Source organism: Streptococcus oralis (assembly GCF_003944215.1).
GTDB lineage: Bacteria > Bacillota > Bacilli > Lactobacillales > Streptococcaceae > Streptococcus > Streptococcus oralis_BI.
In genome coordinates, this window is sequence record NZ_RJVZ01000012.1 from 1 (window position 1) to 23,979 (window position 23,979).

The window sequence follows — 23,979 nt, forward strand, 5'->3', positions numbered from 1 at the left end:
ACATTGATGTAATAATTAATAATATTCTTTCTAAGTTTCATGATGAATTAATATTTGTTAAGTATTTTAAACTTGACAATCTTGTAAATATTTTAAAACCTGATCATCTAAGTATGATTAATCGCTTTTATAAAAATAATCCTGATAATTTTGGTATAGGATTTTATTTATCGTGGATAGAGACAAAAGACTCTGATCTTATCAAGGAATCTATAGAAACACTTCAAACTATACTAAAATATACTGACTCAGATATTCGGAAAAATGAAATTTTTAGTTTATTAGAGAAAGCAGGTGAAATAAAGAATGAAAATGAAGAGAAAAGGAATATACAAGATATTCAAGTAGATGAATTGGGAGAAATTGGAAATACTCTTATTGATGAAATTCGCTTTCATTTAAAAATCAAAGCCCGAGATCTTGAGAATAGTGAAGAATATGGTCATTATACTAAGATTGAAACTTTAACGAATCATTTAATTAAAACGCTAAAATCAGGTGATTCAAGTGAATTAGCGTATTTAAGATTAACAAATTCTAAACAATTAAATGATCCTATGGAAGGAAGAGCCATCTATGACTACTTGGAAATAGAAAATTCCTCGGACTGCTATCAGAGTTCCAATGTCTTCCTATCTTCGATGACAACTATATCAGATAGTCTTCCCATGTGGAAAGAATATGCAGAAGAATCTAAAGGAGCATTTCTACAGTACGATAAAAAGTATTTACAACAAATTATTGAGCATGACTCCTTAGAGTTTGTGAGAATATTCTATTTAAACAGTACGAGAGAAGACGATTCTAATATTATACAAAAGCTTAATGACTTAAAAGAGTTAATTCAAGAATTGAAGACTAGACATACTGAAGAAAGTAGGAAGGTACAGTCAAGTATTTTTAAAAATTTAGCGAAAATATCCTATCTTTTTAAGGTATCCGATTATGAATATGAGAGCGAGTATCGTATTCTAATCAACTTTGATGATTCAGAAATTGAAGAACGACTAAATCCAAAACTCAAAACTGAAGATAAAATCGAACTTGAAGAACTCAAAGTTTTATCAGGTAGTATTGGACTAAGTGAAAATGAGGAATCCGGTTATGATGATTTTAGGAAATATATTCACTTAGAATCAAAGGAGGATGGGCGATATGCTTTATTTGTATACATTAATCTGGCTCCTTTGAAATACTCAAAAGTTATTCTAGGGCCAAAGGTTACGGATGCAGACTATATTGCTCCTTATCTCAAACTTGCCAATCCTGATATAGAGATAGAAAGTTCGAAAATTCCTTATCGTTAAGTTTAGAAAAAAATTAAATCTTCAAAGAAATTATAATCTTTTTATTAATAAGGAGAAGCTAGTAATGAAAAAATGGTTACTGTTAATTCTCTTCATTGTAAATATTGTCCCTTTATTCTTTATTCTACGTTTTGCCTTCCTTATCTTTACAACAACTTATGATATTTTTCCTGAAGTAAATCAAGCGGAAGTAGAGTCAGCAGTAAGAAGAACTCTTGATTTGTATGGTTTTAAAGGAGATATGAAGGTTACGAAGTTTTCTAGAGATAAATGGACTTCTGAAAAATACAAAATTGAATACGATTATAGTGAAGAGGTTAATGGAAGTAGAGTAACTGTGAGACATGCCTTGTTTTATCGTCCAAAGTCCTCAAAATACAATCCCCAAAAGACTGATGAAGAACTAGCCTATGATGGGACTACGAAAACCATGTTACAAGAATTTTCAGACATGGCTCATAAACTAATCAACCAGCATCCTGTCAGTGTTTCTAACAAAGAGAAGGTAGAGAGTTTTTTTAAGCAATATGAAAATCCAAATCTAGAATATGTGAATAGTTACTGGAGTGTCGATACTGAATCTGAAAATATCCAAGACTATTATGCCCTCATCGAAAAGAACCGTAAGGAAGGGAAAGCTTTTCAAGGTTTGTATGATATTCCTATTGATGAATTCTTGGAAAAAGAAATGATAAAAGGATACATCACCTATCGCGATACTGTTTTAGAAGAGGGTGAGAAAGATTATTTTGATAGTGAAGGCGGACTGACAGGATTTATTTCAAATGGGATAGATAATGCCGAGTTGCCAGATGCCTTTTATGAGGTTTCTTACTACTATGGTGCTAAAGGATATCGTTCAGGTAGTAGTGTTTCTTTAAAGGTTCAAAACCATAAGATGCTCTATTATGGAAGTAATTTTAACTAAAAATTTTATATGTAATAATTTGTGTTAAAATAATAGACGAGATAATTTAAAAGTGATAGATATTAGTCATTAGTTAGTAGTTTGAATTTAAAGGAGAAATAAATAGTGAAAAATTCAAGTACTTTTAACAAGCTTATTTATACTGTCCTATATTCCTTACTGATAGCATTTGTTATCGCTCATTTCATATTATGGTCATTTGGTTTATCATTTACGCCGATTATTTGGGATATTTGGCTCTTTCTCCTGATTTTAACTTTCTATATTCGCTTTTTGAGGTCCTTTGCAATTCTTGATCTTCTATTTGGGATATTTGGACTGAAATTTATTCCCATAGCGTGGAATACAAAGCTTTTTGTTCCAATTATCCTCTCTATTTCGCATATTTTTATTTACTTTTTAAAGGGGAAATATCGTTTCCTTGAAGGAGTGCGCAGTGCGATTTGTAGTTTTTATATCTGGTTATTTGTAATTGTCGTTTTCGTCTTTATTCCAAATCCTCCTGTTCCAATCACGATTGATTATGAGGTTAGGGAACAAGAAATTGTCATAACAAAAGGATATTTACTTCATGATGTATACTATTATCATGAGCTGATTAATCCCTTCATCATGAAATCTGATATTAAGTCTGAAAAAGTTATATAACAACTTAGAAAGTGAGTAAATTTATGTCCCGTTCCCAATTAACGATTTTAACAAACATTTGTCTGATTGAAAACCTCGAAACTCAGCGCGTGGTTATGCAGTATCGCTCTCCTGAAGAGAATCGCTGGTCTGGTTATGCCTTTCCTGGAGGTCATGTAGAAAATGGCGAGGCTTTCGCAGAGTCTGTCATACGTGAAATCTATGAAGAAACTGGTCTGACGATTCAGAATCCTCAACTGGTCGGCATTAAAAATTGGCCACTAGATACAGGTGGGCGCTATATTGTCTTTTGCTATAAAGCGACAGAGTTTACTGGAAATCTCCAATCCTCAGAGGAAGGAGAGGTATCTTGGGTGCAAAAAGACCAGATTCCTAACTTGGATCTGGCCTATGATATGTTACCTTTGATGGAGATGATGGAAGCTCCGGACAAGTCTGAATTTTTCTACCCTCGCCGTACAGAGGACGGTTGGGAGAAAGAAATTTTCTAGTCTTTTACTAAATAACCTAACTGATCCAAGGCCTCCTCGATATAGTGGAGGTCTTGTTGTGTCTCGGCTTCAACAAGGTGGTAATGGATGCCATCTGTCAATTCAGAAAGGGGTCTAAAGTCGGAGTTTTCGACTTGTTCCAGAAAGTGCTGGACATCTCGGCGGCAAGTGAGTTTGAGTAGGGTTTCAATTTCACCATAAACGGGATGATCAATTAAGATATTTTGAACGCGTCCGCCATTATCTACAATAGCTAGAAGTTCCTGCCCAATTTCTTCCAGTTCATGTTTCACTTTAAAGAGTTTGTGAACGTAAGGACTGGCATTGTTTTCTTTATAGATATAGCCACGATTGGTTGACAAGATAGGAGCGCCATCGGCTCGCAAGATGGCAATGTCTTGGACGATGATTTGGCGTGTGACATGAAAGTGTTCAGCCAAGGTTTGACCATTGAGAGCTTTTGGTGACTCTTTTAACAGTTTGAGAAGAGCTTGTTTGCGATCCTTTGTCATGTTTTTTCCTTTTAGCGACGTTTTCGAAGCACTTTATAGACAGCTAGTGCTAATGTATAGTCTACCATACTATGGACAATTGTTCCAAAACCAACTAGGACAAAGAGAACATAAAACATATTTTCAACGTTTGTCCCTGAAGTAGCATAGAAGATGATACAAGCTAGCACTTCAGCAATGGCATGGACAAGTCCCAAAACAAAGTTGAAAATCCAAGAGGCCTTTGGTTTATCCAAGGTTTCAGGGAATTTTTTTAAGTAAAATGCTCCCAAAGTACCAAAGAAAATATGAGAAAAAGCACGTAGGACGATAACCATAGGATAGCCAGCCATCAAAAAACCAAAACTAGAAGCGATAATTACGAAAATAGCCATCAATGGTGATAAGAACATGGCGATAAAGATGGCAATATGACTTCCCAAGGTGTAAGAAGCGGGCGGAATGACGATTTTAAAAGGCATAATGATCGGAATCAAAATAGCGATTGCTGTGAGTAAGGCAGTCATGGTCATAAACTGCGTTTTTTTTCGTATATCCATAAGAACCTCCATTTATCTGTATATACATAAGTATAGTACAATAAATAGTCAGACAAGTCAAGAATTTATCTTGATTTTATTGGAAATTTTCAAAAGTATAGGTGGTAGATTCAAAGGATTTTCATATATTTTCAAAATTTTGAACTAATGACTCCTTGGTGAATAACTATTTATAAGTAGAAGACGAGCCTTTACTTGTAAAAACTAAAACTCCACCTTCAAGGCTGAAAGTGGAATTATGCTTATTTCTTCAAGGTTTGTAACCGTGGGACAATTGCTACTGTTAGAACTGCAGAGATGACGAGTTCAGCAATTGAGTTGGTTGAAATAACGGTTGCTAGGAGTTTTTGGATATTTCCATCGAAGACATTTCCAAAAAGGAAGAAGATTCCCCCAAGTACAAAAACTGTATTTGTAAGTGAACCGAGAGCTCCGGCAATGATGAGACCCGTTCTGTTTTTCAATAATTTATAAACTAAATAAGGTGTCAGACCAATCAAAATACGAGGCAGGATGGCAATCATTGCTGAATAGATGTTTCCGTTTGGTACAAAAGGTGAGAATAGATAGCTTGTTGGAAGGATTGTAATCGTGTTAACCGTCAAGCTAAGTAGCCCCATCAAGAAACCAAGTGTAACCCCAACGCGTGGACCGTAAATAATACTTGCAATAATAACAGGAACATGCACGATAGTTGGTTTAATTGGGAATGGGAATAGATTAAATAAGAGAGAGCTCAGAAAGTGAATGACCAACATGGTCGCAAAAAAGATAGCAATCGGAGCAATATTAGAGCGTTTTTTCATTGAGAGTTTCCTTTATTCTTTCTAAAATAATATCCAGGTCTGCCAAAGCTCCCCTTCCGTAGTCTCCACAAGCAAGTAAGGATTCTTTGGGAGAGATAATCTTGTAACCATATGTTTCTAAAGTTTTAAGGTTTGTTTGAGTTGCCGGATGGTCATACATCTTTGTATTCATTGCTGGTGCAAGGAGTTTAGGAACGTGATGTGGTAGGGCAAGAGCCGTACTGGTCACCATGTTATCCGCAAAACCGTGCGCAAGTTTTGCAATGGTATTAGCAGTAGCGGGGACGACGATAAAAAGATCGGTTTCTTTACCTCTTTCGATATGATTGACTTGATCAGGATAGGGTTCCTGCATGACATCAAGGTGGACTGGATTCTGTGAGAGTACCTGTAGTGTCAAAGGCTGGATAAACTCTCTCGCCGCCTCGGTCATTAAGACAGTGACATTATGGCCTTGTTTTTTTAAAGAACTGACTAAATCAGCTGCTTTATAGGAGGCAATGGAACCTGTCACTGCTATCAGAATGTTTGCCATGGATTTCCTTTCTATGAATCGTATGAATGAATTTTCTCAAGGAGAAGTTCTGCAATTTCTTCTTTGGTTTGAACGGTTTGAAGACCATCTTTCTCAACAAAGATTGCCTTATGCTGAGATGTTGAGATTTGAGTAAGGTCATTTGCTATGATTAAGTCAGCCTGGTTCTTGACAAGACTTTGTCTAGCAACCTCAATAAGATGATCTTCAGTAACATCGACAAGAAGTTTAAAACCAATCAGATGAATAGAAGGATTCCACTCTTTGACTAGAGAGATAATCTTGGGTGTTTTTTTCAAAAATAAAACCTGCACTTCATCAGTTGAAGAAATCTTAGTCTGATGATTCTGCTTGTTTAAAAATTCTTCTAGATTAGAGCTAGCTTGTACCTCCTCCAATCCCGTCATATAAATAGGAGTGTAGTCGGACACAGCCATTGAGTGGACTAAGATCTGATATTCCTGAACAAGTTCTTGCATCTCAACTAGAAGATCGTTGGTATTATTAATTTCTCGAATGCTTAGGTTGGGATGAGCTTCTGGCTTCAGAGCTTGTTTTGTCGTTATCAAACAAACTTCATGCCCTGCAGCAAGCAAAGTTTCAGTGATGATTTTCCCCAAGCGACCAGTAGAATGGTTCGTAATAGAGCGGACGCTATCAATAGCTTCACTCGTACCGCCCGACGTAACTAAAATTTTCATAGGACTATTGTACACAAAAATAAACAGTAAGTAAAATGAAAGCGATAAATTTTTGTTAAAACGAAGGAATACTATAGTCTAAAACTATAAAAGTATATAAAATTTTAAAAAGCGCTATTATAACCCCCTGAAATATTGATATTTACGAACGTTTTAAGAGTTTAAGGGTGTTAAAAATCTTGTTTTGTGTTATAATGAATTATCATATTAGAGATTAGAGGAGTTTGTTATGAAAACAGATATTGAAATCGCGCAGAGTATTGAGTTAAAGCCAATCGTGGATGTTGTGGAAAAGCTTGGTATTTCTTACGATGATTTGGAGTTGTATGGAAAGTACAAGGCTAAGCTAAGCTTTGATAAAATTCGTGCGGTTGAGAATAATCCGGTTGGTAAATTGATCTTGGTTACTGCCATCAACCCAACGCCTGCAGGTGAAGGGAAATCAACCATTACCATTGGTCTTGCGGATGCCTTGAACAAGATTGGTAAGAAAACCATGATTGCTATTCGCGAACCATCTCTTGGTCCAGTAATGGGGATTAAGGGTGGTGCCGCTGGTGGTGGTTATGCCCAAGTGTTGCCAATGGAGGACATCAACCTCCACTTTACTGGAGACATGCATGCTATCACAACTGCCAACAATGCTCTTTCAGCCTTGATTGACAACCACTTGCACCAAGGAAACGAGCTGGGAATTGACCAACGTCGTATTCTTTGGAAACGTGTTGTGGACTTGAATGACCGTGCCCTTCGTCATGTGACCGTTGGACTTGGTGGTCCTCTAAATGGTATTCCACGTGAGGATGGTTTTGATATTACAGTTGCTTCCGAAATCATGGCCATTCTTTGCTTGGCGACTGATATTGAAGATTTGAAACGTCGTTTGGCGAATATTGTTATTGGCTATCGTTACGACCGCACGCCAGTTTCTGTTGGTGATTTACAGGTTGAAGGTGCTTTAGCCTTGATTTTGAAGGATGCTATTAAGCCTAACTTGGTTCAGACAATTTACGGTACACCTGCCTTTGTACACGGTGGTCCATTTGCTAATATTGCTCATGGCTGTAACTCTGTCTTGGCAACAAGCACAGCTCTTCACTTGGCTGATTATACGGTTACTGAAGCTGGTTTTGGTGCAGACCTTGGTGCTGAGAAATTCCTTGATATCAAGACACCAAACTTGCCAACATCTCCAGATGCAGTTATCATTGTCGCAACCCTTCGTGCCCTTAAGATGAATGGAGGTGTGGCTAAGGATGCTTTGACAGAGGAAAATGTGGAAGCAGTTCGTGCAGGTTTTGCTAACTTAAAACGACACGTTGAAAATATCCGTAAATTTGGTATTCCAGCAGTTGTAGCTATTAATGAATTTGTCTCTGATACAGAAGCTGAAATTGCAGCTTTGAAGGAACTATGTGCCTCAATCGATGTTCCAGTTGAGTTGGCTAGTGTCTGGGCTGATGGGGCAGAAGGGGGCGTAGCACTTGCCGAAACGCTTGTCAAGACAATCTCTGAAAATCCAGCTAACTACACTCGTCTTTATGACAATGACCTTTCTGTCCAAGAAAAGATTGAAAAGATTGTCACTGAAATCTATCGTGGTAGCAAAGTGAACTTTGAAAAGAAAGCTCAAACGCAAATTGCCCAAATCGTTCAGAATGGTTGGGACAAATTGCCAATCTGTATGGCTAAAACTCAGTACAGTTTCTCTGATAATCCAAATGCACTTGGAGCTCCAGAAAACTTTGAAATTACCATTCGTGAATTGGTACCAAAATTAGGTGCAGGCTTCATCGTTGCCTTAACTGGTGATGTTATGACTATGCCTGGTCTTCCAAAACGACCAGCAGCTCTCAATATGGATGTTGAAAGTGACGGAACCGTTCTAGGATTGTTCTAATAGTTTAATTGAAGTCAAATGAGTTTGGAGAAACTATCCAAGCTCATTTTTTATCTGGATATAAGTAGTTGTCTTCAGTTGATGAGAGAGTTGTTTACTACACGCAACCGGTCTATGTAAAGATATTTTCCCTGATTTTTGATATAATAGAAACATTGACTTCGAGAGTAAGGAAGAGAAAATGAACGTATTATTAAATGGAATGAATGACCGTCAGGCTGAGGCGGTGCAAACGACAGAAGGGCCCTTGTTGATCATGGCGGGGGCTGGTTCTGGAAAGACTCGTGTTTTGACCCATCGTATTGCCTACTTGATTGATGAAAAAATGGTCAATCCTTGGAATATCTTGGCCATTACCTTTACCAACAAGGCAGCGCGTGAGATGAAGGAGCGTGCTTATGGGCTCAATCCAGCTACTCAGGACTGTCTGATTGCTACCTTTCACTCCATGTGTGTTCGTATTCTGCGTCGCGATGCGGATCATATTGGTTACAATCGTAATTTCACCATTGTAGATCCTGGTGAACAGCGAACCCTCATGAAACGAATCCTCAAGCAGTTAAACTTGGATCCTAAAAAATGGAATGAACGGACTATTTTGGGAACCATTTCCAATGCTAAGAATGACCTGATTGATGATGTCGTATATGCTGCTCAAGCTGGTGATATGTATACGCAAATCGTAGCTCAGTGTTATACAGCCTATCAAAAAGAGCTTCGTCAGTCAGAGTCTGTTGACTTTGATGATTTGATTATGCTGACCTTGCGTCTCTTTGATCAGAATCCTGATGTCTTGACCTACTATCAGCAGAAGTTCCAATACATCCACGTTGATGAGTACCAAGATACCAACCATGCCCAGTACCAACTGGTCAAACTTTTGGCTTCACGCTTTAAAAATATCTGCGTGGTCGGTGATGCAGACCAATCTATCTACGGTTGGCGTGGGGCTGATATGCAGAATATCTTGGATTTTGAGAAAGATTACCCTAATGCCAAGGTTGTTTTATTAGAAGAAAATTACCGTTCAACCAAAACTATTCTCCAAGCAGCAAACGACGTTATTAAAAACAATAAAAATCGTCGTCCTAAGAATCTCTGGACCCAGAATTCGGATGGGGAACAGATTATTTACTATCGTGCAAATGACGAACAGGATGAGGCTGTTTTTGTAGCCAAAACCATCGATGAACTTGGTCGTAGCCAAAACTTCCTCCACAAGGATTTTGCAGTTCTTTATCGAACCAATGCGCAATCCCGTACTATTGAGGAAGCCCTGCTCAAGTCCAATATTCCTTATACTATGGTTGGAGGGACCAAGTTCTACAGCCGTAAGGAAATTCGCGATATTATCGCTTATCTGAATCTCATTGCAAATTTAAGTGACAATATCAGTTTTGAGCGCATTATTAACGAGCCTAAACGCGGAATTGGTCCAGGAACGGTTGAGAAAATCCGTGACTTTGCTAACCTACAAGAGATGTCCATGCTAGACGCTTCAGCCAATATCATGCTGTCTGGCATCAAAGGAAAAGCAGCCCAGTCTATCTGGGAGTTCGCCAATATGATTTTGGATTTGCGGGAGCAACTGGACCAATTAACCATCACCGAGCTGGTGGAGGTTGTTCTAGAAAAAACAGGTTATGTCGATATTCTCAATGCTCAAGCGACCATAGAAAGCAAGGCGCGGGTTGAAAATATCGAAGAATTCCTATCTGTTACCAAGAATTTTGATGACAATCCTGATAGTCAAGAAGAAGAAACAGGTTTGGATAAACTCAGTCGTTTCTTGAATGACTTGGCTTTGATTGCAGATACGGATTCAGGCAGTCAGGAGACATCTGAAGTAACCTTGATGACCCTCCATGCAGCGAAAGGACTAGAGTTCCCAGTTGTCTTTATCATTGGGATGGAGGAAAATGTATTTCCGCTTAGCCGTGCAGCTGAAGATCCAGATGAACTGGAAGAAGAACGCCGTTTGGCCTATGTCGGTATCACACGCGCTGAAAAAATTCTCTATCTGACCAACGCCAACTCACGCTTGCTTTTCGGTCGTACCAACTACAATCGTCCAACACGTTTCATCAATGAAATCAGTTCGAACCTGCTTGAGTATCAGGGCTTAGCTCGACCAGCGAATACTAGCTTTAAAGCCTCTTATAGCAGTGGTGGGATTGCTTTCGGTCAAGGTATGAGCTTAGCTCAGGCCCTTCAAGAACGGAAACGTAATGCCGCACCAAGCTCTATCCAGTCAAGTGGTCTCCCATTTGGACAATTTGCAGCCGGAAATAAAAAAGATTCGACTGATACAAGTTGGTCTATTGGAGATATTGCACTCCACAAAAAGTGGGGTGAGGGAACAGTTCTTGAAGTGTCGGGTAGTGGTGATACTCAGGAACTGAAAATCAATTTCCCAGAAGTGGGGCTGAAAAAACTCCTAGCCAGTGTTGCCCCAATTGAGAAAAAAATCTAATTTTTCATCCTTCTCACGAATAATAAAGTGAGGAGGATTTTTATGTACAGTATTTCATTCCAAGAAGATTCACTCTTACCTAGAGAAAGACTAGTTAAAGAGGGAGTAGAGGCCCTGAGCAATCAAGAATTACTAGCTATTCTGCTCAGAACGGGAACGCGTCAGACAAACGTTTTTGAAATTGCACAAAAAGTCTTGAATAGTCTGACTAGTCTAACTGATTTAAAGAAAATGACCCTGCAGGAATTGCAGAGTCTGTCTGGTATAGGACGGATTAAGGCCATTGAACTACAAGCAGTGATTGAACTGGGGCATCGCATTCATAAACATGAAACCCTTGAGATGGAAAGTATTCTCAGCAGTCAAAAGCTAGCCAAGAAAATGCAACAGGAACTTGGCGACAAAAAACAAGAGCACCTAGTGGCGCTCTATCTCAATACTCAAAATCAAATCATTCATCAGCAAACCATCTTTATCGGATCTGCGACACGCAGTATTGCTGAACCGAGAGAAATCCTTCACTATGCTTTGAAGCATATGGCAACCTCGGTGATTCTCGTTCACAATCATCCATCTGGTGCTGTATCTCCTAGTCGAAATGACGACCATGTCACTAAGCTAGTAAAGGAAGCTTGCGAACTGATGGGGATCGTTCTCTTGGACCACCTGATTGTCTCTCATTCTGATTACTTTAGTTACCGTGAAAAGACGGATCTGATTTAAAGTTCGTTTACAACATAGTCAAATAGTGTTTTATCCTTGGGACGATTTTCAAATAGAAATTCAGGATGCCATTGGACACCAAGATAAGGAAAATCATCTGTAGTTGTGACTGCCTCGATAATCTTATCCTTGGGATCATAAGCCACAACCTTAAGATTAGGAGCTAGATCTTTAATACTCTGGTGGTGGAAGGAGTTGATATGAGAGATTTCTCCATAGATCTCTCGGAGAATTGTATCAGGCTCAGTCACGAGGCGTTGGGTCGTGTATTCGGCTGAACAGTCCTGCCAATGATCCTCAATATCTTGATGAAGTGTGCCTCCCATAGCGACGTTGAAGAGCTGGGTACCCCGACAAACAGAGAAAATTGGTTTCTTCTGTTTGATGGCTTCTCTGATAAGAGCTAATTCAAACTGGTCTCTTTGAAGATGGTAGTCATCGCTGTCAATGGTTTTAGGTTCACCATAGAATTTTGGATCAACATTTTGCCCACCCGTAAGGATGAGTTTGTCAATCATAGCGACGTAATGGCTTGCCATTTCTTGATCACCAATCGGTAGGATGATGGGAATTCCGCCAGCGTCCTTGACTCCTTCAATAAAGCCTTTTGCCGTATAGCTCATCATGACATCATCATCTGGATGAGCTTTTTCATTTCCTGTAATCCCAATAACTGGTTTTTTCATAAATGCTTTCGCTTTCTAATCCTCTTTACGCATAAAATAGAGGAGAGTTTGGAGTTCGCTTGTCAAATCAACATACTGAACGACCACATCTTTTGGAAGGTGAAGGTGGACGGGCGAAAAACTGAGAATACCTTTTATACCTGCATCGACCAAAAGATTGGCAACTTCTTGTGATTTAACACTTGGAACAGTTAGGATAGCAGTTTTGACATCTGCTTCTTTGATCTTTTCTTTAATCTGAGAGATGCCATAGATTGGAATCCCGTCAGGTGTCTGGGTGCCAACTTCTGGATGGTCATCTAGGTCAAAGGCCATGATAATCTTCATCTTGTTGCGCTCATGGAAGCGGTAGTGGAGAAGGGCATGCCCCATATTTCCAATCCCAACTAGCATAACATTTGTAATTGAGTTATCATTTAGGAGATCAGCAAAAAAATTCATCAATTTTTTGACATCATAACCAAATCCACGTCTTCCTAGTTCACCAAAGTAGGAAAAATCACGACGGACAGTCGCAGAATCGATACCGATAGCCTCTGCAATTTGTTTGGAGTTGGCACGTTCGATTTTCTCGGCATGAAATCTCTTGAAAATTCGATAGTAAAGAGAGAGTCTTTTTGCTGTTGCTTTTGGAATAGCAGACTGTTTATCTTTCACAAAATCACAACCTTTCTATTCTTCTATTTTATAGAAACATTGTGAAAAAATCAACAAAAACAAGAAAAAACTAAGAGAATTCTTAGTTTTAATCTGAAAAATTAGTTTGTGATAGAAAACGGTAGAGATCGCCAACTAATCCTTGATAAATCACTTTATCATTCAGTGTTAAGGAGCTGATTAGGAGAGTGTCGGGCAGGGTCACACAGCCCGATAGTGATAGCATAAGCTCTTCGTAATCGGCAAATTCAAGTGTGCGTTCTACTTGATAGTTATCTTTATAAGTCAAACGAAACATAGCCAATCATCTCTCTTCTTTTGTGAAGATTCCGCGTTCTACAAGACTGTCCATGAGGAAGTAGAATTTTTCTTGGTGGATATGGTGTTCTTCAGATTTAAAGATATTCACCAAACGAAGACCTGATTTGTCAGTGATGTTAAGCTTGGCTCCAGTAAGTTCCTTGTTAATGATAATTTTTAGTTGGAAACCTTCACCGCTGTTGGGAACTTTTTCAAGTAGACGAGTCAGTTCGTAGTTTCCGACTTTTGTTTCAAAGAAAGTATTGTCTTTTAGTGTAAACTTTTTTACAGATGGACTAAGTGTATAGTCGTAGTGGCAGTTTTGTAGTTTAATGGTTTTTTCGAATGCCATTAGGTTAATCTCCAATAATATTTTTTAAGGTTTGTGCCAGTTGTTTCAGTTCGTTCTCGGTATTAAGAGGAGAAAGACTGATACGGATAGACTCTTTTAAACGATGGGAATCAGACCCATAAAAAGCTTCTAGGACATGGCTCGTTTGCACAATACCAGCAGTACAAGCAGAACCAGTTGAGATTGAAATTCCTTCAAGGTCTAACCGTAGCAAGAGCAAATCATTTTTTTGACCAGGGAAGCCAATGTTGAAAACATAAGGAAGTTGGTGTTTGCTTTCATTGAGATAGTAGTTGAGACCTGTAATTTCTTCTAGAAAAACAGTTTTTAGTCCCTCTAGTTTTTGGTAATGCTTAGCCTGATGATCCAAGTCTTCTTTGAGGGCAGCAACCATACCGACGATGGCAGCAAGATTTTCTGTTCCAGCCCGTTTCTTTTGTTCTTGGTCCCCACCGTGAAGATAGGAATCAAAGTCCACAGACGAAGCGTAAAGAAAGCCGATTCCTTTTGGTCCATGGAATTTATGAGCAGAAGCGCTAAGGAAATCAATTCCTAATTCTTCTGGATGGATAGGGATTTTCCCGATAGCTTGAACAGCATCAACATGATAAGCAGCAGGATGCTCTTTTAAAACACGTCCAATCTCAGCGATAGGTAAGAGACTGCCCGTTTCATTATTGGCATACATAGTAGAAACTAGAATGGTATCGTCACGTAACGCTTCTTTAATCTGCTGGGCAGTGATTTCTTGATTTACTGGTTGGATGATGGTCGCTTCAAAACCAAAATGTTGAACCAGATAATCAATGGTCTCAAGCACAGAATGGTGTTCAATAGCTGTCGTGATGATGTGTTTTCCACGCTCTTGATGGCGGAGACAATAGCCGATAATAGCGGTATTGTTACTTTCTGTACCGCCAGACGTAAAAAAGATATGTTGAGGTTTGGTTCCAAGTAAGTGAGCCAACTCCTGACGGGCTTCACGGAGCAGTTTGCCAGCATGGCGACCATGACTGTGAATACTTGAAGGATTGCCATGGGTTTCCTGCATGACCTTGGTCATTTCTGCGATAGCTACTGCTGACATTGGAGTAGTGGCAGCATTGTCCAAATAAATCAAAGAATCACCTTATTCCTTTTTATTATATGCAAAGAGTGGGCTAACTGGTTTTCTTTCGTGGATACGGACGATGGCATCGCCAATCAATTCGCTAGCAGTAATGTAGCACACATTTTTCGGAGTTCTCTCTTTTGTGGCTACTGAGTCTGTCACAAGGATTTCTTTTATGTTAGTAGCATCAAGAAGGTCAGCAGCGCCTTCTACAAAGAGACCATGACTGGATACCGCATAGATTTCAGTTGCACCTTCACGCTCAACGATTTTGGCTGCTTCTGAGAAAGTACGCCCAGTATTTAGGATATCATCAATCAAGATGGCCTTCTTGCCTTCGACATCACCGATGATATAACCTTGGCTACGCTCTGAATCGTCTTGAGCATAGTCGATGATTGCGATTGGTGCATCTAAATATTCAGCTAAGCTGCGGGCACGTTTGACGCCAGAATTTTTTGGACTAACAACAACCACATCTGATCCCAGCAACCCTTTATCGCTGTAGTGTTTAGCAAAGAGAGGAATTGTATAGAGGTTATCTACTGGAATGTCAAAGAAACCTTGAACCTGAACAGCGTGCAAATCAAGAGTTAGAACACGACTTACACCAGCCTTGACAAGCATATTGGCAACCAGTTTTGCAGTGAGGGGTTCGCGAGAAGAAGCGATACGATCCTGACGAGCATAACCAAAGTAAGGAAGGACAACGTTGATACTATGAGCACTTGCACGTACACAAGCATCAACCATGATTAACAACTCCATCAAGTGGTTGCTAACGGGGTAGCTGGTTGATTGGATGATGTAGACATCGTAACCACGGACACTCTCTTCAATGTTGACCTGGATTTCACCATCAGAAAATTGGCGAGAAGATAATTTTCCGAGAGGTATCCCAACCGTTTCTGCGATTTTCTGTGCAATTTCATGATTGGAATTAAGTGCAAAAAGTTTCATGTTGTTTCTATCTGACATTATGGACCGTCCTCTGTAAACTCTAAATATTTTGTCTCCATTATTCTACCAAAAAATGGAGATTATTTCAGTAATTTTTCATGCTTTTAATAAAACGAATTAATTTTGAAGGAGCTTTTTGATAAGTGATACTATTTTCTGAAAGAAATTGCTGAAAATCTCGTTTTCCTTTCTCGTGATCAGTGACCTCTAGCTCCAGTTCGTAGTCTGTATGATCAAAGTAGTGACTTTCATCTAGTGCCATTAGACCAATCGACGTTTCCATTTCGTAACGAATAGTTGCAAGACAACCCAGAACAAACCAGTCTTGGCTTAGAATACCAATCTTAGCAAGTTCCTCTAGAACGAGTCCTTGAGGAAGTATTTGTTTTTCTAGGTAAGATTCAGCCTCTGGAAGATTCAGTTTCTGATTGTATTCCATATTTCCTACAATTTGTGGAACCTTCAAGGTCAACTCCGCCCAATCTGAAAAGGTGCGAATGCGCATGGCAACCTTTTTTTCACGCAATTGAAAATCAGGTGTATCAATGTAGTAGTTTTTCTGAAGTACGGGTTGGATATGGGAAAATTGTTCTTTTAAATGATCGTAATCCTCTTTTTTCAGTAGTGTTTTCAGTTCAATTTCTAAATGTTTCATTTTTCTAACCTTTTTTTTATCTTTGAAAGCGATTTATGGTATAATGGACAATGTATTTATTGTATATGATTGTAGTGAAAAAATCAAAAATTTTCAACAACACAATCACATACCAAAAGGGAGAAAATATGACCATAGAATGGGAAGAATTTTTAGATCCTTACATTCAAGCTGTTGGTGAATTGAAGATTAAACTTCGTGGGATTCGCAAACAATATCGTAAACAAAACAAGCACTCTCCGATTGAGTTTGTTACTGGACGGGTGAAGCCGATCGAAAGTATTAAGGAAAAAATGAATCGCAGAGGGATTGGCTACGATACTTTGGAACATGACTTGCAGGATATCGCGGGTTTGCGGGTCATGGTGCAGTTCGTCGATGATGTTCAGGAAGTTGTTGCGATTTTACGCAAACGCCATGATATGAGAGTAGTACAGGAACGTGACTACATCACTCATCGTAAGGCTTCGGGTTATCGCTCCTATCATGTGGTGGTAGAGTATACAGTTGACACCATCAGTGGTGTTAAGACAATTCTGGCTGAAATTCAAATCCGGACTTTAGCCATGAATTTTTGGGCTACGATTGAGCATTCGCTCAATTATAAGTATCAGGGGGATTTCCCAGAGGAGATCAAGAAACGCTTGGAGATTACAGCTAGAATTTCCCATCAATTGGATGAAGAAATGGGGAAAATTCGTGATGATATTCAGGAAGCACAGGCTCTCTTTGATCCTTTAAGTAGAAAACTAAACGACGGTGTAGGAAATAGTGACGATACAGATGAAGAATACAGGTAAACGAATTGATCTGATTGCAAATAGAAAACCGCAGAGTCAAAAGGTTTTGTATGAGCTGAAAAATCAGTTGAAAAAACATCATTTTATACTCAACGACACCAATCCTGACATCGTCATATCAATTGGTGGGGATGGGATGCTTTTGTCTGCCTTTCACAAGTACGAGAATCAGTTAGATAAAGTTCGATTTATTGGCGTACATACAGGACACTTGGGATTTTACACAGATTACCGCGACTTTGAGCTGGACCAGTTGGTTACCAATCTCCAACTGGATACTGGTGCCAAGGTTTCCTATCCTGTTTTGAATGTCAAGGTGACACTTGAAAACGGAGAAGTTAAGACCTTCCGTGCATTAAACGAAGCCAGCATCCGTCGATCGGATCGCACCATGGTTGCGGATATCATCATTAACCACGTTCCGTTTGAGAGATTTCGTGGAGATGGAGTGACTGTTTCAACGCCGACGGGAAGTACTGCCTATAACAAGTCTTTGGGTGGAGCTGTCTTGCATCCTACCATTGAAGCCTTGCAGTTGACGGAGATAGCGAGTCTTAACAACCGAGTCTATCGCACTTTGGGTTCATCAATCATTATTCCCAAAAAAGATAAGATTGAACTCTTACCGACACGCAATGATTACCACACGATATCAGTCGATAACAGCGTCTATTCATTCCGTAATATTGAACGGATTGAGTATCAAATCGATCATCACAAGATTCACTTCGTAGCGACGCCAAGTCACACTAGTTTCTGGAATCGCGTCAAAGATGCCTTCATCGGCGAGGTGGACGAATGAGGTTTGAATTTATCGTAGATGAACATGTCAAAGTCAAAACCTTTCTTAAGAAACACGAGGTTTCTAAAGGACTTTTGGCTAAGATAAAGTTTCGAGGTGGGGCTATTTTGGTCAACGACCAACCTCAAAATGCGACTTATCTCTTAGATGTTGGAGACAGGGTTACCATTGATATTCCAGCAGAGGAAGGGTTTGAGAGCCTTGAAGCTATTGAGTGTCCACTGGATATCTTGTATGAGGATGACCATTTTCTGGTTTTGAATAAGCCTTATGGAGTAGCCTCTATTCCTAGTGTTAATCATTCTAATACCATTGCCAATTTTATCAAGGGCTACTATGTCAAGCGGGAATATGAAAACCAGCAGGTTCACATCGTGACCAGGCTTGATAGAGATACATCTGGTTTGATGCTCTTTGCCAAGCACGGCTATGCTCATGCACGTTTAGACAAGCAACTGCAACGAAAGTCTATCGAAAAAAGGTATTTTGCTTTGGTTAAAGGAGCTGGTGTTTTGGATCCTGAAGGGGAAATTATTGCCCCGATTGCGCGTGATGTGGACTCCATTATCACGAGACGGGTCGCCAAAGGTGGGAAATACGCCCATACATCTTACAAAGTTGTAGCGTCTTATGGAAATATTCACCTAGTCGATATTCGCCTGCATACTGGTCGAACTCATCAGATCCGAGTGCATTTTTCTCATATTGGCTTCCCCTTGTTGGGAGATGATCTCTATGGAGGCAGCCTAGAAGATGGTATTCAACGCCAGGCTCTGCATTGTCATTATTTATCTTTTTATCATCCTTTTTTAGGGCGTCAGCTGGAGCTGGAAAGCCCTTTGCCAGATGATTTTAACAATCTTATTATTCAGTTATCAACTAATACTCTTTAAAATCTATTTTGAGTATAATTAATTATCTTAAAGGAGAAACTCATGGAAGTTTTTGAAAGTCTGAAAGCCAGTTTAGTTGGCAAAAATGCTCGTATTGTTCTACCTGAAGGGGAAGAACCACGTATCCTTCAAGCAACAAAACGCTTAGTAAAAGAAACGGAAGTTGTTCCTGTTTTGCTCGGAAATCCTGCAAAAATTAAAATTTATCTTGAAATCGAAGGGATCATGGATGGTTATGAAGTGATTGATCCACATCATTATCCTCAATTTGAAGACATGGTGGTTGCACTCGTAGAACGTCGTAAAGGAAAAATGTCGGAAGAAGAAGCACGTCAGGTCTTACTAGAAGATGTCAACTACTTTGGTGTTATGCTTGTCTATATGGGCTTGGTAGATGGAATGGTATCAGGTGCTATTCACTCAACAGCTTCAACAGTTCGTCCAGCTCTTCAAATTATCAAAACTCGTCCAAATGTAACTCGTACTTCAGGAGCTTTTCTTATGGTGCGTGGTACAGAACGTTACTTGTTTGGTGACTGTGCCCTTAATATTAATCCTGATGCAGAAGCTTTGGCTGAAATTGCTATTAACTCAGCAATTACTGCCAAAATGTTTGGGATTCAACCCAAAATCGCTATGCTAAGCTATTCTACAAAAGGTTCTGGTTTTGGTGATAGTGTTGATAAGGTGGTTGAAGCAACTAAATTAGCACACGATCTACGTCCAGACCTTGAGATTGATGGGGAATTGCAATTTGACGCAGCTTTCGTCCCAGAAACAGCAGCACTAAAAGCTCCAGGTAGCAATGTAGCAGGTCAAGCAAATGTCTTCATCTTCCCAGGTATCGAAGCAGGAAATATCGGCTACAAAATAGCTGAACGTCTAGGTGGTTTCGCAGCTATCGGTCCCGTTCTACAAGGATTGAATAAACCAGTCAACGACCTATCACGTGGATGTAACCCAGATGATGTTTACAAATTAACGCTCATCACAGCAGCTCAAGCAATCAATCAATAAGAAATGGAGTCTCTTCTACTAAAGGAAGGGGCTTTTTAGTACTGAGAAAAGGACAGTTAGAAGCTTCTATGTTATACTAGATATATGTTAGATTTGAAAGAATACGGTGTTGACATGTGGCCGGAGGAGAAGATTTCCTCTTTCCGTGAGAAACTCCTCAACTGGTACGATGAAAACAAACGGGATTTACCATGGCGTAGAAGTAAAAATCCTTATCATATCTGGGTTTCTGAAATTATGCTTCAACAGACTAGAGTAGACACAGTTATTCCCTACTATGAACGATTCTTGGACTGGTTTCCGACAGTGGAAAGTTTGGCTAATGCGCCTGAAGAGCGTTTGCTGAAAGCATGGGAGGGGTTAGGTTATTATTCTAGAGTGCGTAATATGCAGGTTGCGGCTCAGCAGATTATGGCTGACTTTGGTGGTCAATTTCCAAACACCTATGAAGGAATTTCTAGTTTAAAAGGGATTGGTCCCTACACTGCGGGAGCAATTTCCAGTATCGCTTTTAATTTACCTGAGCCCGCGGTCGATGGCAATGTTATGCGGGTTTTGGCACGTTTATTTGAGGTTAATCATGATATAGGAGTTCCCAGCAATCGAAAGATTTTTCAGGCTATGATGGAAATCTTGATTGATCCAGAACGGCCAGGTGACTTTAACCAAGCTCTGATGGATTTAGGCTCTGACATAGAGGCTCCAGTTAATCCTCGACCAGAAGAAAGCCCTGTTAAGGACTTTAGTGCAGCCTATCAGAATGGAACTATGGATTCTTATCCAATTAAAGAACCCAAGAAAAAGCCTCTCCCAATCTATCTCAAGGCTTTGGTTGTGCGCAATGCTCAAGGTCAATATCTACTTGAGAAAAACGAAAGTGAGAAACTGCTAGCTGGTTTTTGGCATTTCCCCTTGATAGAAGTAGAGGAGTTTTCACAGGAAGAGGAACAGCTGAATCTATTTGCTCAGGTTGCTGAAAAAAGCGTTGCTTTTGGTCCAACACCCCAAGAAAGTTTTGAGCAAGATTATGATTTAGAAGTTGATTGGTCCCATCAAGCATTTGATCAAGTCAAGCATGTATTTAGTCATCGGAAATGGCATATTCAAATCCTAGCGGGTCAGGTGACAGAATCAAAACAGTTTTCTGACAGAGAAATTCGCTGGGTTTCTTCTCAGGAATTTTCTGATTATCCATTTGCTAAACCTCAACAAAAGATTTGGCAGGTTTATAAAACAGTTCTTGAAGATGAGGGCTGGAATTAGCCATTTGTGCCTTCTTTACATTTTTTTGTTATAATAGATAAAGAAAAGGTGAACATATGAAAAAAATATTAGTTGTAGATGATGAGAAACCAATCTCAGATATTATTAAGTTCAATATGACCAAAGAAGGCTATGAGGTTGTAACGGCCTTTAACGGTAGAGAAGCTATTGAACTATTTGAGGCAGAGCAACCAGATATTATTATTCTAGACTTGATGCTACCTGAAATTGATGGTTTAGAAGTAGCCAAAGCCATTCGTAAAACGAGTAGTGTGCCTATCATTATGCTCTCAGCCAAGGATAGTGAGTTTGACAAGGTTATTGGTTTAGAACTTGGGGCAGATGATTATGTGACCAAGCCATTTTCAAATCGTGAGTTGCAAGCTCGTGTGAAGGCTTTACTCCGTCGTACAGACCTCGCTTCAGCTGATAGTCAAGAGTCTGATGAAAAGAAATCCCAACCCCTGCAGATTGGCGATTTGGAAATTGTCCCAGATGCTTATGTGGCTAAGAAATACGGTGAGGAATTAGAGTTGACTCATCGTGAGTTTGAGCTTTTGTACCACTTGGCCTCTCATATTGGTCAAGTCATTACTCGTGAACACTTGCTTGAGACTGTTTGGGGCTATGATTATTTTGGTGATGTTCGTACAGTAGACGTGACTATCCGACGTTTGCGTGAAAAAATTGAAGACACTCCAAGCCGTCCAGAATACATCCTAACACGTCGTGGTGTGGGGTACTATATGAGAAATAATGATTGAAGATATTAGACAAACGATTCTGACCAGTGATTTTATCTTTATTTTGATTTTGCTGGGCTTTATCTTGGTGGTCACCTTGCTATTGCTAGAAAATCGCCGTGATAATATTCGTCTAAAGCAGATTAATCAAAAGGTCAAGGATTTGATTGCAGGGGATTATTCTCGAGTATTAGATATGCAGGGAAGTTCTGAAATTACCAACATCACCAATAACCTCAATGATTTGTCTGAGGTCATTCGTTTAACGCAGGAAAATCTGGAGCAAGAAACAAAAAGGCTTAACAGTATTCTTTCTTATATGACAGATGGAGTTCTTGCGACCAATCGCCGTGGTCAGATTACTATGATTAACGATATGGCTAAGAAACAGCTGGGTATCGTAAAAGAAGAAGCATTGAACAAAAGCATCCTCGAATTGCTTAAGATAGAGGAAGAGTATGAACTGCGTGACCTCATTACACAGATTCCCGAATTGATGATTGATTCCCAAAATGCTAATGGAGAATATCTTAGCCTTCGTGTGCGTTTTGCACTCATTCGTCGTGAGTCTGGATTCATCTCTGGTTTGGTTGCCGTTTTGCACGATACGACTGAACAGGAGAAGGAAGAACGCGAACGGAGACTCTTCGTGTCCAATGTTAGCCATGAGTTGAGGACTCCTTTGACGAGTGTTAAATCTTATCTTGAAGCCTTAGACGAGGGAGCCTTATATGATCCTGTTGCTCCTGATTTTATCAAGGTTTCGCTTGATGAAACCAACCGTATGATGCGGATGGTGACAGATCTCTTGCATCTCTCTCGTATTGATAATGCGACCACTCAGTTGGATGTGGAATTGATTAATTTTACAGCCTTCATCACCTTTATCCTCAATCGTTTCGATAAGATGAGGAGCCAGGATGAAGAGAAAAAATATGAGCTGGTTAGAGATTACCCAATCAATTCAGTTTGGATCGAGATTGATACCGATAAAATGACCCAGGTGATTGATAATATTCTCAACAATGCCATCAAGTACTCACCAGATGGTGGGAAAATCACTGTCAGCATGAAAACTACTGATGACCAGATGATTTTATCCATAAAAGACCAAGGTCTAGGTATTCCAAAGCAAGATTTGCCGAAGATTTTTGACCGCTTTTACCGTGTGGATCGTGCAAGAAGTCGTGCTCAAGGTGGAACTGGTCTAGGTTTGGCTATCGCCAAGGAAATCATCAAACAACACAATGGCTTTATTTGGGCCAAAAGTGAATACGGTAAGGGCTCAACCTTTACCATAGTGCTCCCTTATGATAAGGATGCCGTAAAAGAAGAAATATGGGAGGACGAAATAGAAGACTAGAATGAGTGAAATAGGCTTTAAATACAGTATTTTAGCATCAGGTTCCAGTGGAAATTCCTTTTATCTGGAAACCCCAAAAAAGAAAATCTTAGTGGATGCAGGCTTGTCTGGTAAGAAAATTACCAGTCTCTTGAGTGAAATTAACCGCAAACCTGAGGATCTGGATGCGATTTTGATTACGCATGAGCATTCCGACCATATCCATGGAGTCGGTGTATTGGCTCGTAAGTATGGTATGGACCTTTATGCCAATGAAAAAACTTGGCAGGCTATGGAAAATAGCAAGTACCTCGGTAAGGTGGATTCATCGCAGAAGCACATTTTTGAAATGGGTAAAACCAAAACCTTTGGTGACATCGACATCGAGAGTTTTGGTGTTAGCCATGATGCAGTCGCACCTCAGTTTTATCGCTTTATGAAAGATGACAAGAGTTTTGTCATGTTGACCGATACAGGTTATGTTAGTGACCGTATGGCTGGAATTGTCGAGAATGCTGACGGTTATCTCATCGAGTCCAACCACGATGTGGAAATCTTGAGAGCAGGTTCTTATGCTTGGCGACTCAAACAGCGAATTCTATCAGATCTCGGTCACCTTTCTAACGAAGACGGTGCTGAGGCCATGATTCGTGCAATGGGAAATCGGACCAAGAAAATCTACCTCGGGCATTTGTCCAAAGAGAACAATATCAAGGAGTTGGCTCATATGACCATGGTCAATCAGCTGACTCAAGCTGATCTGGGAGTAGGAGTAGACTTTAAGGTTTACGACACTTCCCCAGATACAGCAACACCATTGACAGATATATAAAAA

At 39.6% G+C, this 23,979-nt stretch carries 27 protein-coding genes; 15 read left to right on the forward strand and 12 right to left on the reverse strand.

The features are described from left to right. The 4 genes from D8804_RS07470 to D8804_RS07485 form a co-directional block, all read left to right on the forward strand. Positions 1-1,307 (forward strand): DUF2971 domain-containing protein (locus tag D8804_RS07470; RefSeq protein ID WP_142999712.1); only part of this gene is annotated, 1,307 nt, incomplete at its 5' end. A 64-nt stretch (positions 1,308-1,371) separates the two neighbouring features. Beyond that, positions 1,372-2,235 (forward strand): hypothetical protein, encoded by an 864-nt coding sequence (locus tag D8804_RS07475; protein ID WP_125399340.1) that lies wholly within the window; start codon positions 1,372-1,374, stop codon positions 2,233-2,235. A gap of 105 nt (positions 2,236-2,340) precedes the next feature. Next, the gene (locus tag D8804_RS07480; RefSeq protein ID WP_125399341.1) at positions 2,341-2,883 is read left to right on the forward strand and encodes a hypothetical protein; all 543 of its coding nucleotides are present in this window, start codon (positions 2,341-2,343) and stop codon (positions 2,881-2,883) included. 23 nt (positions 2,884-2,906) lie between these two features. Next, positions 2,907-3,374 carry an 8-oxo-dGTP diphosphatase gene (locus tag D8804_RS07485; protein WP_125399342.1) on the forward strand — a complete coding sequence of 156 codons (468 nt, stop codon included), beginning with the start codon at positions 2,907-2,909 and terminating at the stop codon, positions 3,372-3,374. Here the strand turns inward: D8804_RS07485 and D8804_RS07490 are convergent. The 5 genes from D8804_RS07490 to coaB all read right to left on the reverse strand — a co-directional run bounded on the left by D8804_RS07490 (position 3,371) and on the right by coaB (position 6,467). After that, the gene (locus tag D8804_RS07490; protein WP_125399343.1) at positions 3,371-3,886 is read right to left on the reverse strand and encodes a transcription repressor NadR; all 516 of its coding nucleotides are present in this window, start codon (positions 3,884-3,886) and stop codon (positions 3,371-3,373) included. The two genes, D8804_RS07485 and D8804_RS07490, sit on opposite strands and share 4 nt — an antisense overlap. Before the next feature lie 11 nt (positions 3,887-3,897). Beyond that, on the reverse strand, positions 3,898-4,425 hold the full coding sequence (locus D8804_RS07495) for a hypothetical protein (RefSeq protein WP_125399344.1): 528 nt from the start codon (positions 4,423-4,425) through the stop codon (positions 3,898-3,900). 242 nt (positions 4,426-4,667) lie between these two features. Then, positions 4,668-5,231 carry an ECF transporter S component gene (locus D8804_RS07500; protein ID WP_125399345.1) on the reverse strand — a complete coding sequence of 188 codons (564 nt, stop codon included), beginning with the start codon at positions 5,229-5,231 and terminating at the stop codon, positions 4,668-4,670. Continuing rightward, positions 5,215-5,766, reverse strand: a complete 552-nt coding sequence (coaC, locus tag D8804_RS07505; RefSeq protein ID WP_125399346.1) for a phosphopantothenoylcysteine decarboxylase — start codon at positions 5,764-5,766, stop codon at positions 5,215-5,217. Before coaC ends, D8804_RS07500 begins: the two co-directional genes overlap by 17 nt. An 11-nt stretch (positions 5,767-5,777) precedes the next feature. Further along, on the reverse strand, positions 5,778-6,467 hold the full coding sequence (coaB, locus tag D8804_RS07510) for a phosphopantothenate--cysteine ligase (RefSeq protein ID WP_125399347.1): 690 nt from the start codon (positions 6,465-6,467) through the stop codon (positions 5,778-5,780). Between the two features lie 229 nt (positions 6,468-6,696). On the opposite strand from coaB, the gene D8804_RS07515 reads away from it, so the two are divergent. The 3 genes from D8804_RS07515 (at position 6,697) to radC (ending at position 11,563) form a co-directional block, all read left to right on the forward strand. After that, entirely contained in the window at positions 6,697-8,367 is a 1,671-nt protein-coding gene (locus D8804_RS07515; RefSeq protein ID WP_125399348.1) for a formate--tetrahydrofolate ligase, read from the forward strand. 181 nt (positions 8,368-8,548) lie between these two features. Next, entirely contained in the window at positions 8,549-10,840 is a 2,292-nt protein-coding gene (gene pcrA, locus D8804_RS07520; RefSeq protein WP_125399349.1) for a DNA helicase PcrA, read from the forward strand. A gap of 42 nt (positions 10,841-10,882) precedes the next feature. Further along, a complete protein-coding gene (radC, locus tag D8804_RS07525; protein WP_125399350.1) occupies positions 10,883-11,563 on the forward strand; it encodes a RadC family protein in 681 nt (226 codons plus the stop codon). Here the strand turns inward: radC and D8804_RS07530 are convergent. The 7 genes from D8804_RS07530 to D8804_RS07560 form a co-directional block, all read right to left on the reverse strand. Next, positions 11,560-12,249: a gamma-glutamyl-gamma-aminobutyrate hydrolase family protein gene (locus D8804_RS07530; protein WP_125399351.1), complete on the reverse strand. Its 690-nt coding sequence runs from the start codon at positions 12,247-12,249 to the stop codon at positions 11,560-11,562. The genes radC and D8804_RS07530 overlap by 4 nt on opposite strands. Before the next feature lie 15 nt (positions 12,250-12,264). After that, positions 12,265-12,906, reverse strand: a complete 642-nt coding sequence (locus D8804_RS07535; protein WP_061417470.1) for a redox-sensing transcriptional repressor Rex — start codon at positions 12,904-12,906, stop codon at positions 12,265-12,267. 88 nt (positions 12,907-12,994) lie between these two features. Then, positions 12,995-13,204, reverse strand: a complete 210-nt coding sequence (locus D8804_RS07540; RefSeq protein ID WP_000489415.1) for a DUF4649 family protein — start codon at positions 13,202-13,204, stop codon at positions 12,995-12,997. A gap of 6 nt (positions 13,205-13,210) precedes the next feature. After that, a complete protein-coding gene (locus D8804_RS07545) occupies positions 13,211-13,558 on the reverse strand; it encodes a DUF1831 domain-containing protein (RefSeq protein WP_125399352.1) in 348 nt (115 codons plus the stop codon). 4 nt (positions 13,559-13,562) lie between these two features. Next, the gene (locus D8804_RS07550) at positions 13,563-14,678 is read right to left on the reverse strand and encodes a cysteine desulfurase family protein (protein ID WP_125399353.1); all 1,116 of its coding nucleotides are present in this window, start codon (positions 14,676-14,678) and stop codon (positions 13,563-13,565) included. 9 nt (positions 14,679-14,687) lie between these two features. Beyond that, complete coding sequence (locus D8804_RS07555; RefSeq protein ID WP_125399354.1) at positions 14,688-15,647, reverse strand: ribose-phosphate diphosphokinase; 960 nt, start codon at positions 15,645-15,647, stop codon at positions 14,688-14,690. Positions 15,648-15,714: 67 nt separating this feature from the next. Next, positions 15,715-16,284 carry a CYTH domain-containing protein gene (locus D8804_RS07560; protein WP_125399355.1) on the reverse strand — a complete coding sequence of 190 codons (570 nt, stop codon included), beginning with the start codon at positions 16,282-16,284 and terminating at the stop codon, positions 15,715-15,717. 128 nt (positions 16,285-16,412) lie between these two features. Here D8804_RS07560 and yjbM point away from each other — a divergent pair, with 128 nt between their 5' ends. The 8 genes from yjbM to D8804_RS07600 all read left to right on the forward strand — a co-directional run bounded on the left by yjbM (position 16,413) and on the right by D8804_RS07600 (position 23,976). Next, the gene (yjbM, locus tag D8804_RS07565; RefSeq protein ID WP_000151563.1) at positions 16,413-17,084 is read left to right on the forward strand and encodes a GTP diphosphokinase; all 672 of its coding nucleotides are present in this window, start codon (positions 16,413-16,415) and stop codon (positions 17,082-17,084) included. After that, entirely contained in the window at positions 17,068-17,886 is an 819-nt protein-coding gene (locus D8804_RS07570; RefSeq protein WP_084976276.1) for an NAD kinase, read from the forward strand. Before yjbM ends, D8804_RS07570 begins: the two co-directional genes overlap by 17 nt. Beyond that, positions 17,883-18,779, forward strand: coding sequence for an RluA family pseudouridine synthase (locus D8804_RS07575; RefSeq protein WP_125399356.1), 897 nt, complete (start codon positions 17,883-17,885; stop codon positions 18,777-18,779). The genes D8804_RS07570 and D8804_RS07575 overlap by 4 nt, the downstream gene beginning before the upstream one ends. 42 nt (positions 18,780-18,821) lie before the next feature. Continuing rightward, the gene (gene pta, locus D8804_RS07580; RefSeq protein WP_000451592.1) at positions 18,822-19,796 is read left to right on the forward strand and encodes a phosphate acetyltransferase; all 975 of its coding nucleotides are present in this window, start codon (positions 18,822-18,824) and stop codon (positions 19,794-19,796) included. Positions 19,797-19,880: 84 nt separating this feature from the next. Then, a complete protein-coding gene (gene mutY / locus D8804_RS07585) occupies positions 19,881-21,059 on the forward strand; it encodes an A/G-specific adenine glycosylase (RefSeq protein WP_125399357.1) in 1,179 nt (392 codons plus the stop codon). A 56-nt stretch (positions 21,060-21,115) separates the two neighbouring features. Further along, positions 21,116-21,823 (forward strand): response regulator YycF, encoded by a 708-nt coding sequence (yycF, locus tag D8804_RS07590; RefSeq protein WP_125399358.1) that lies wholly within the window; start codon positions 21,116-21,118, stop codon positions 21,821-21,823. Beyond that, a complete protein-coding gene (gene vicK, locus D8804_RS07595; RefSeq protein ID WP_125399359.1) occupies positions 21,816-23,165 on the forward strand; it encodes a cell wall metabolism sensor histidine kinase VicK in 1,350 nt (449 codons plus the stop codon). Before yycF ends, vicK begins: the two co-directional genes overlap by 8 nt. Before the next feature lies 1 nt (position 23,166). Continuing rightward, positions 23,167-23,976 carry an MBL fold metallo-hydrolase gene (locus D8804_RS07600; RefSeq protein ID WP_125399360.1) on the forward strand — a complete coding sequence of 270 codons (810 nt, stop codon included), beginning with the start codon at positions 23,167-23,169 and terminating at the stop codon, positions 23,974-23,976. The last annotated feature ends 3 nt before the right edge of the window (positions 23,977-23,979 follow it).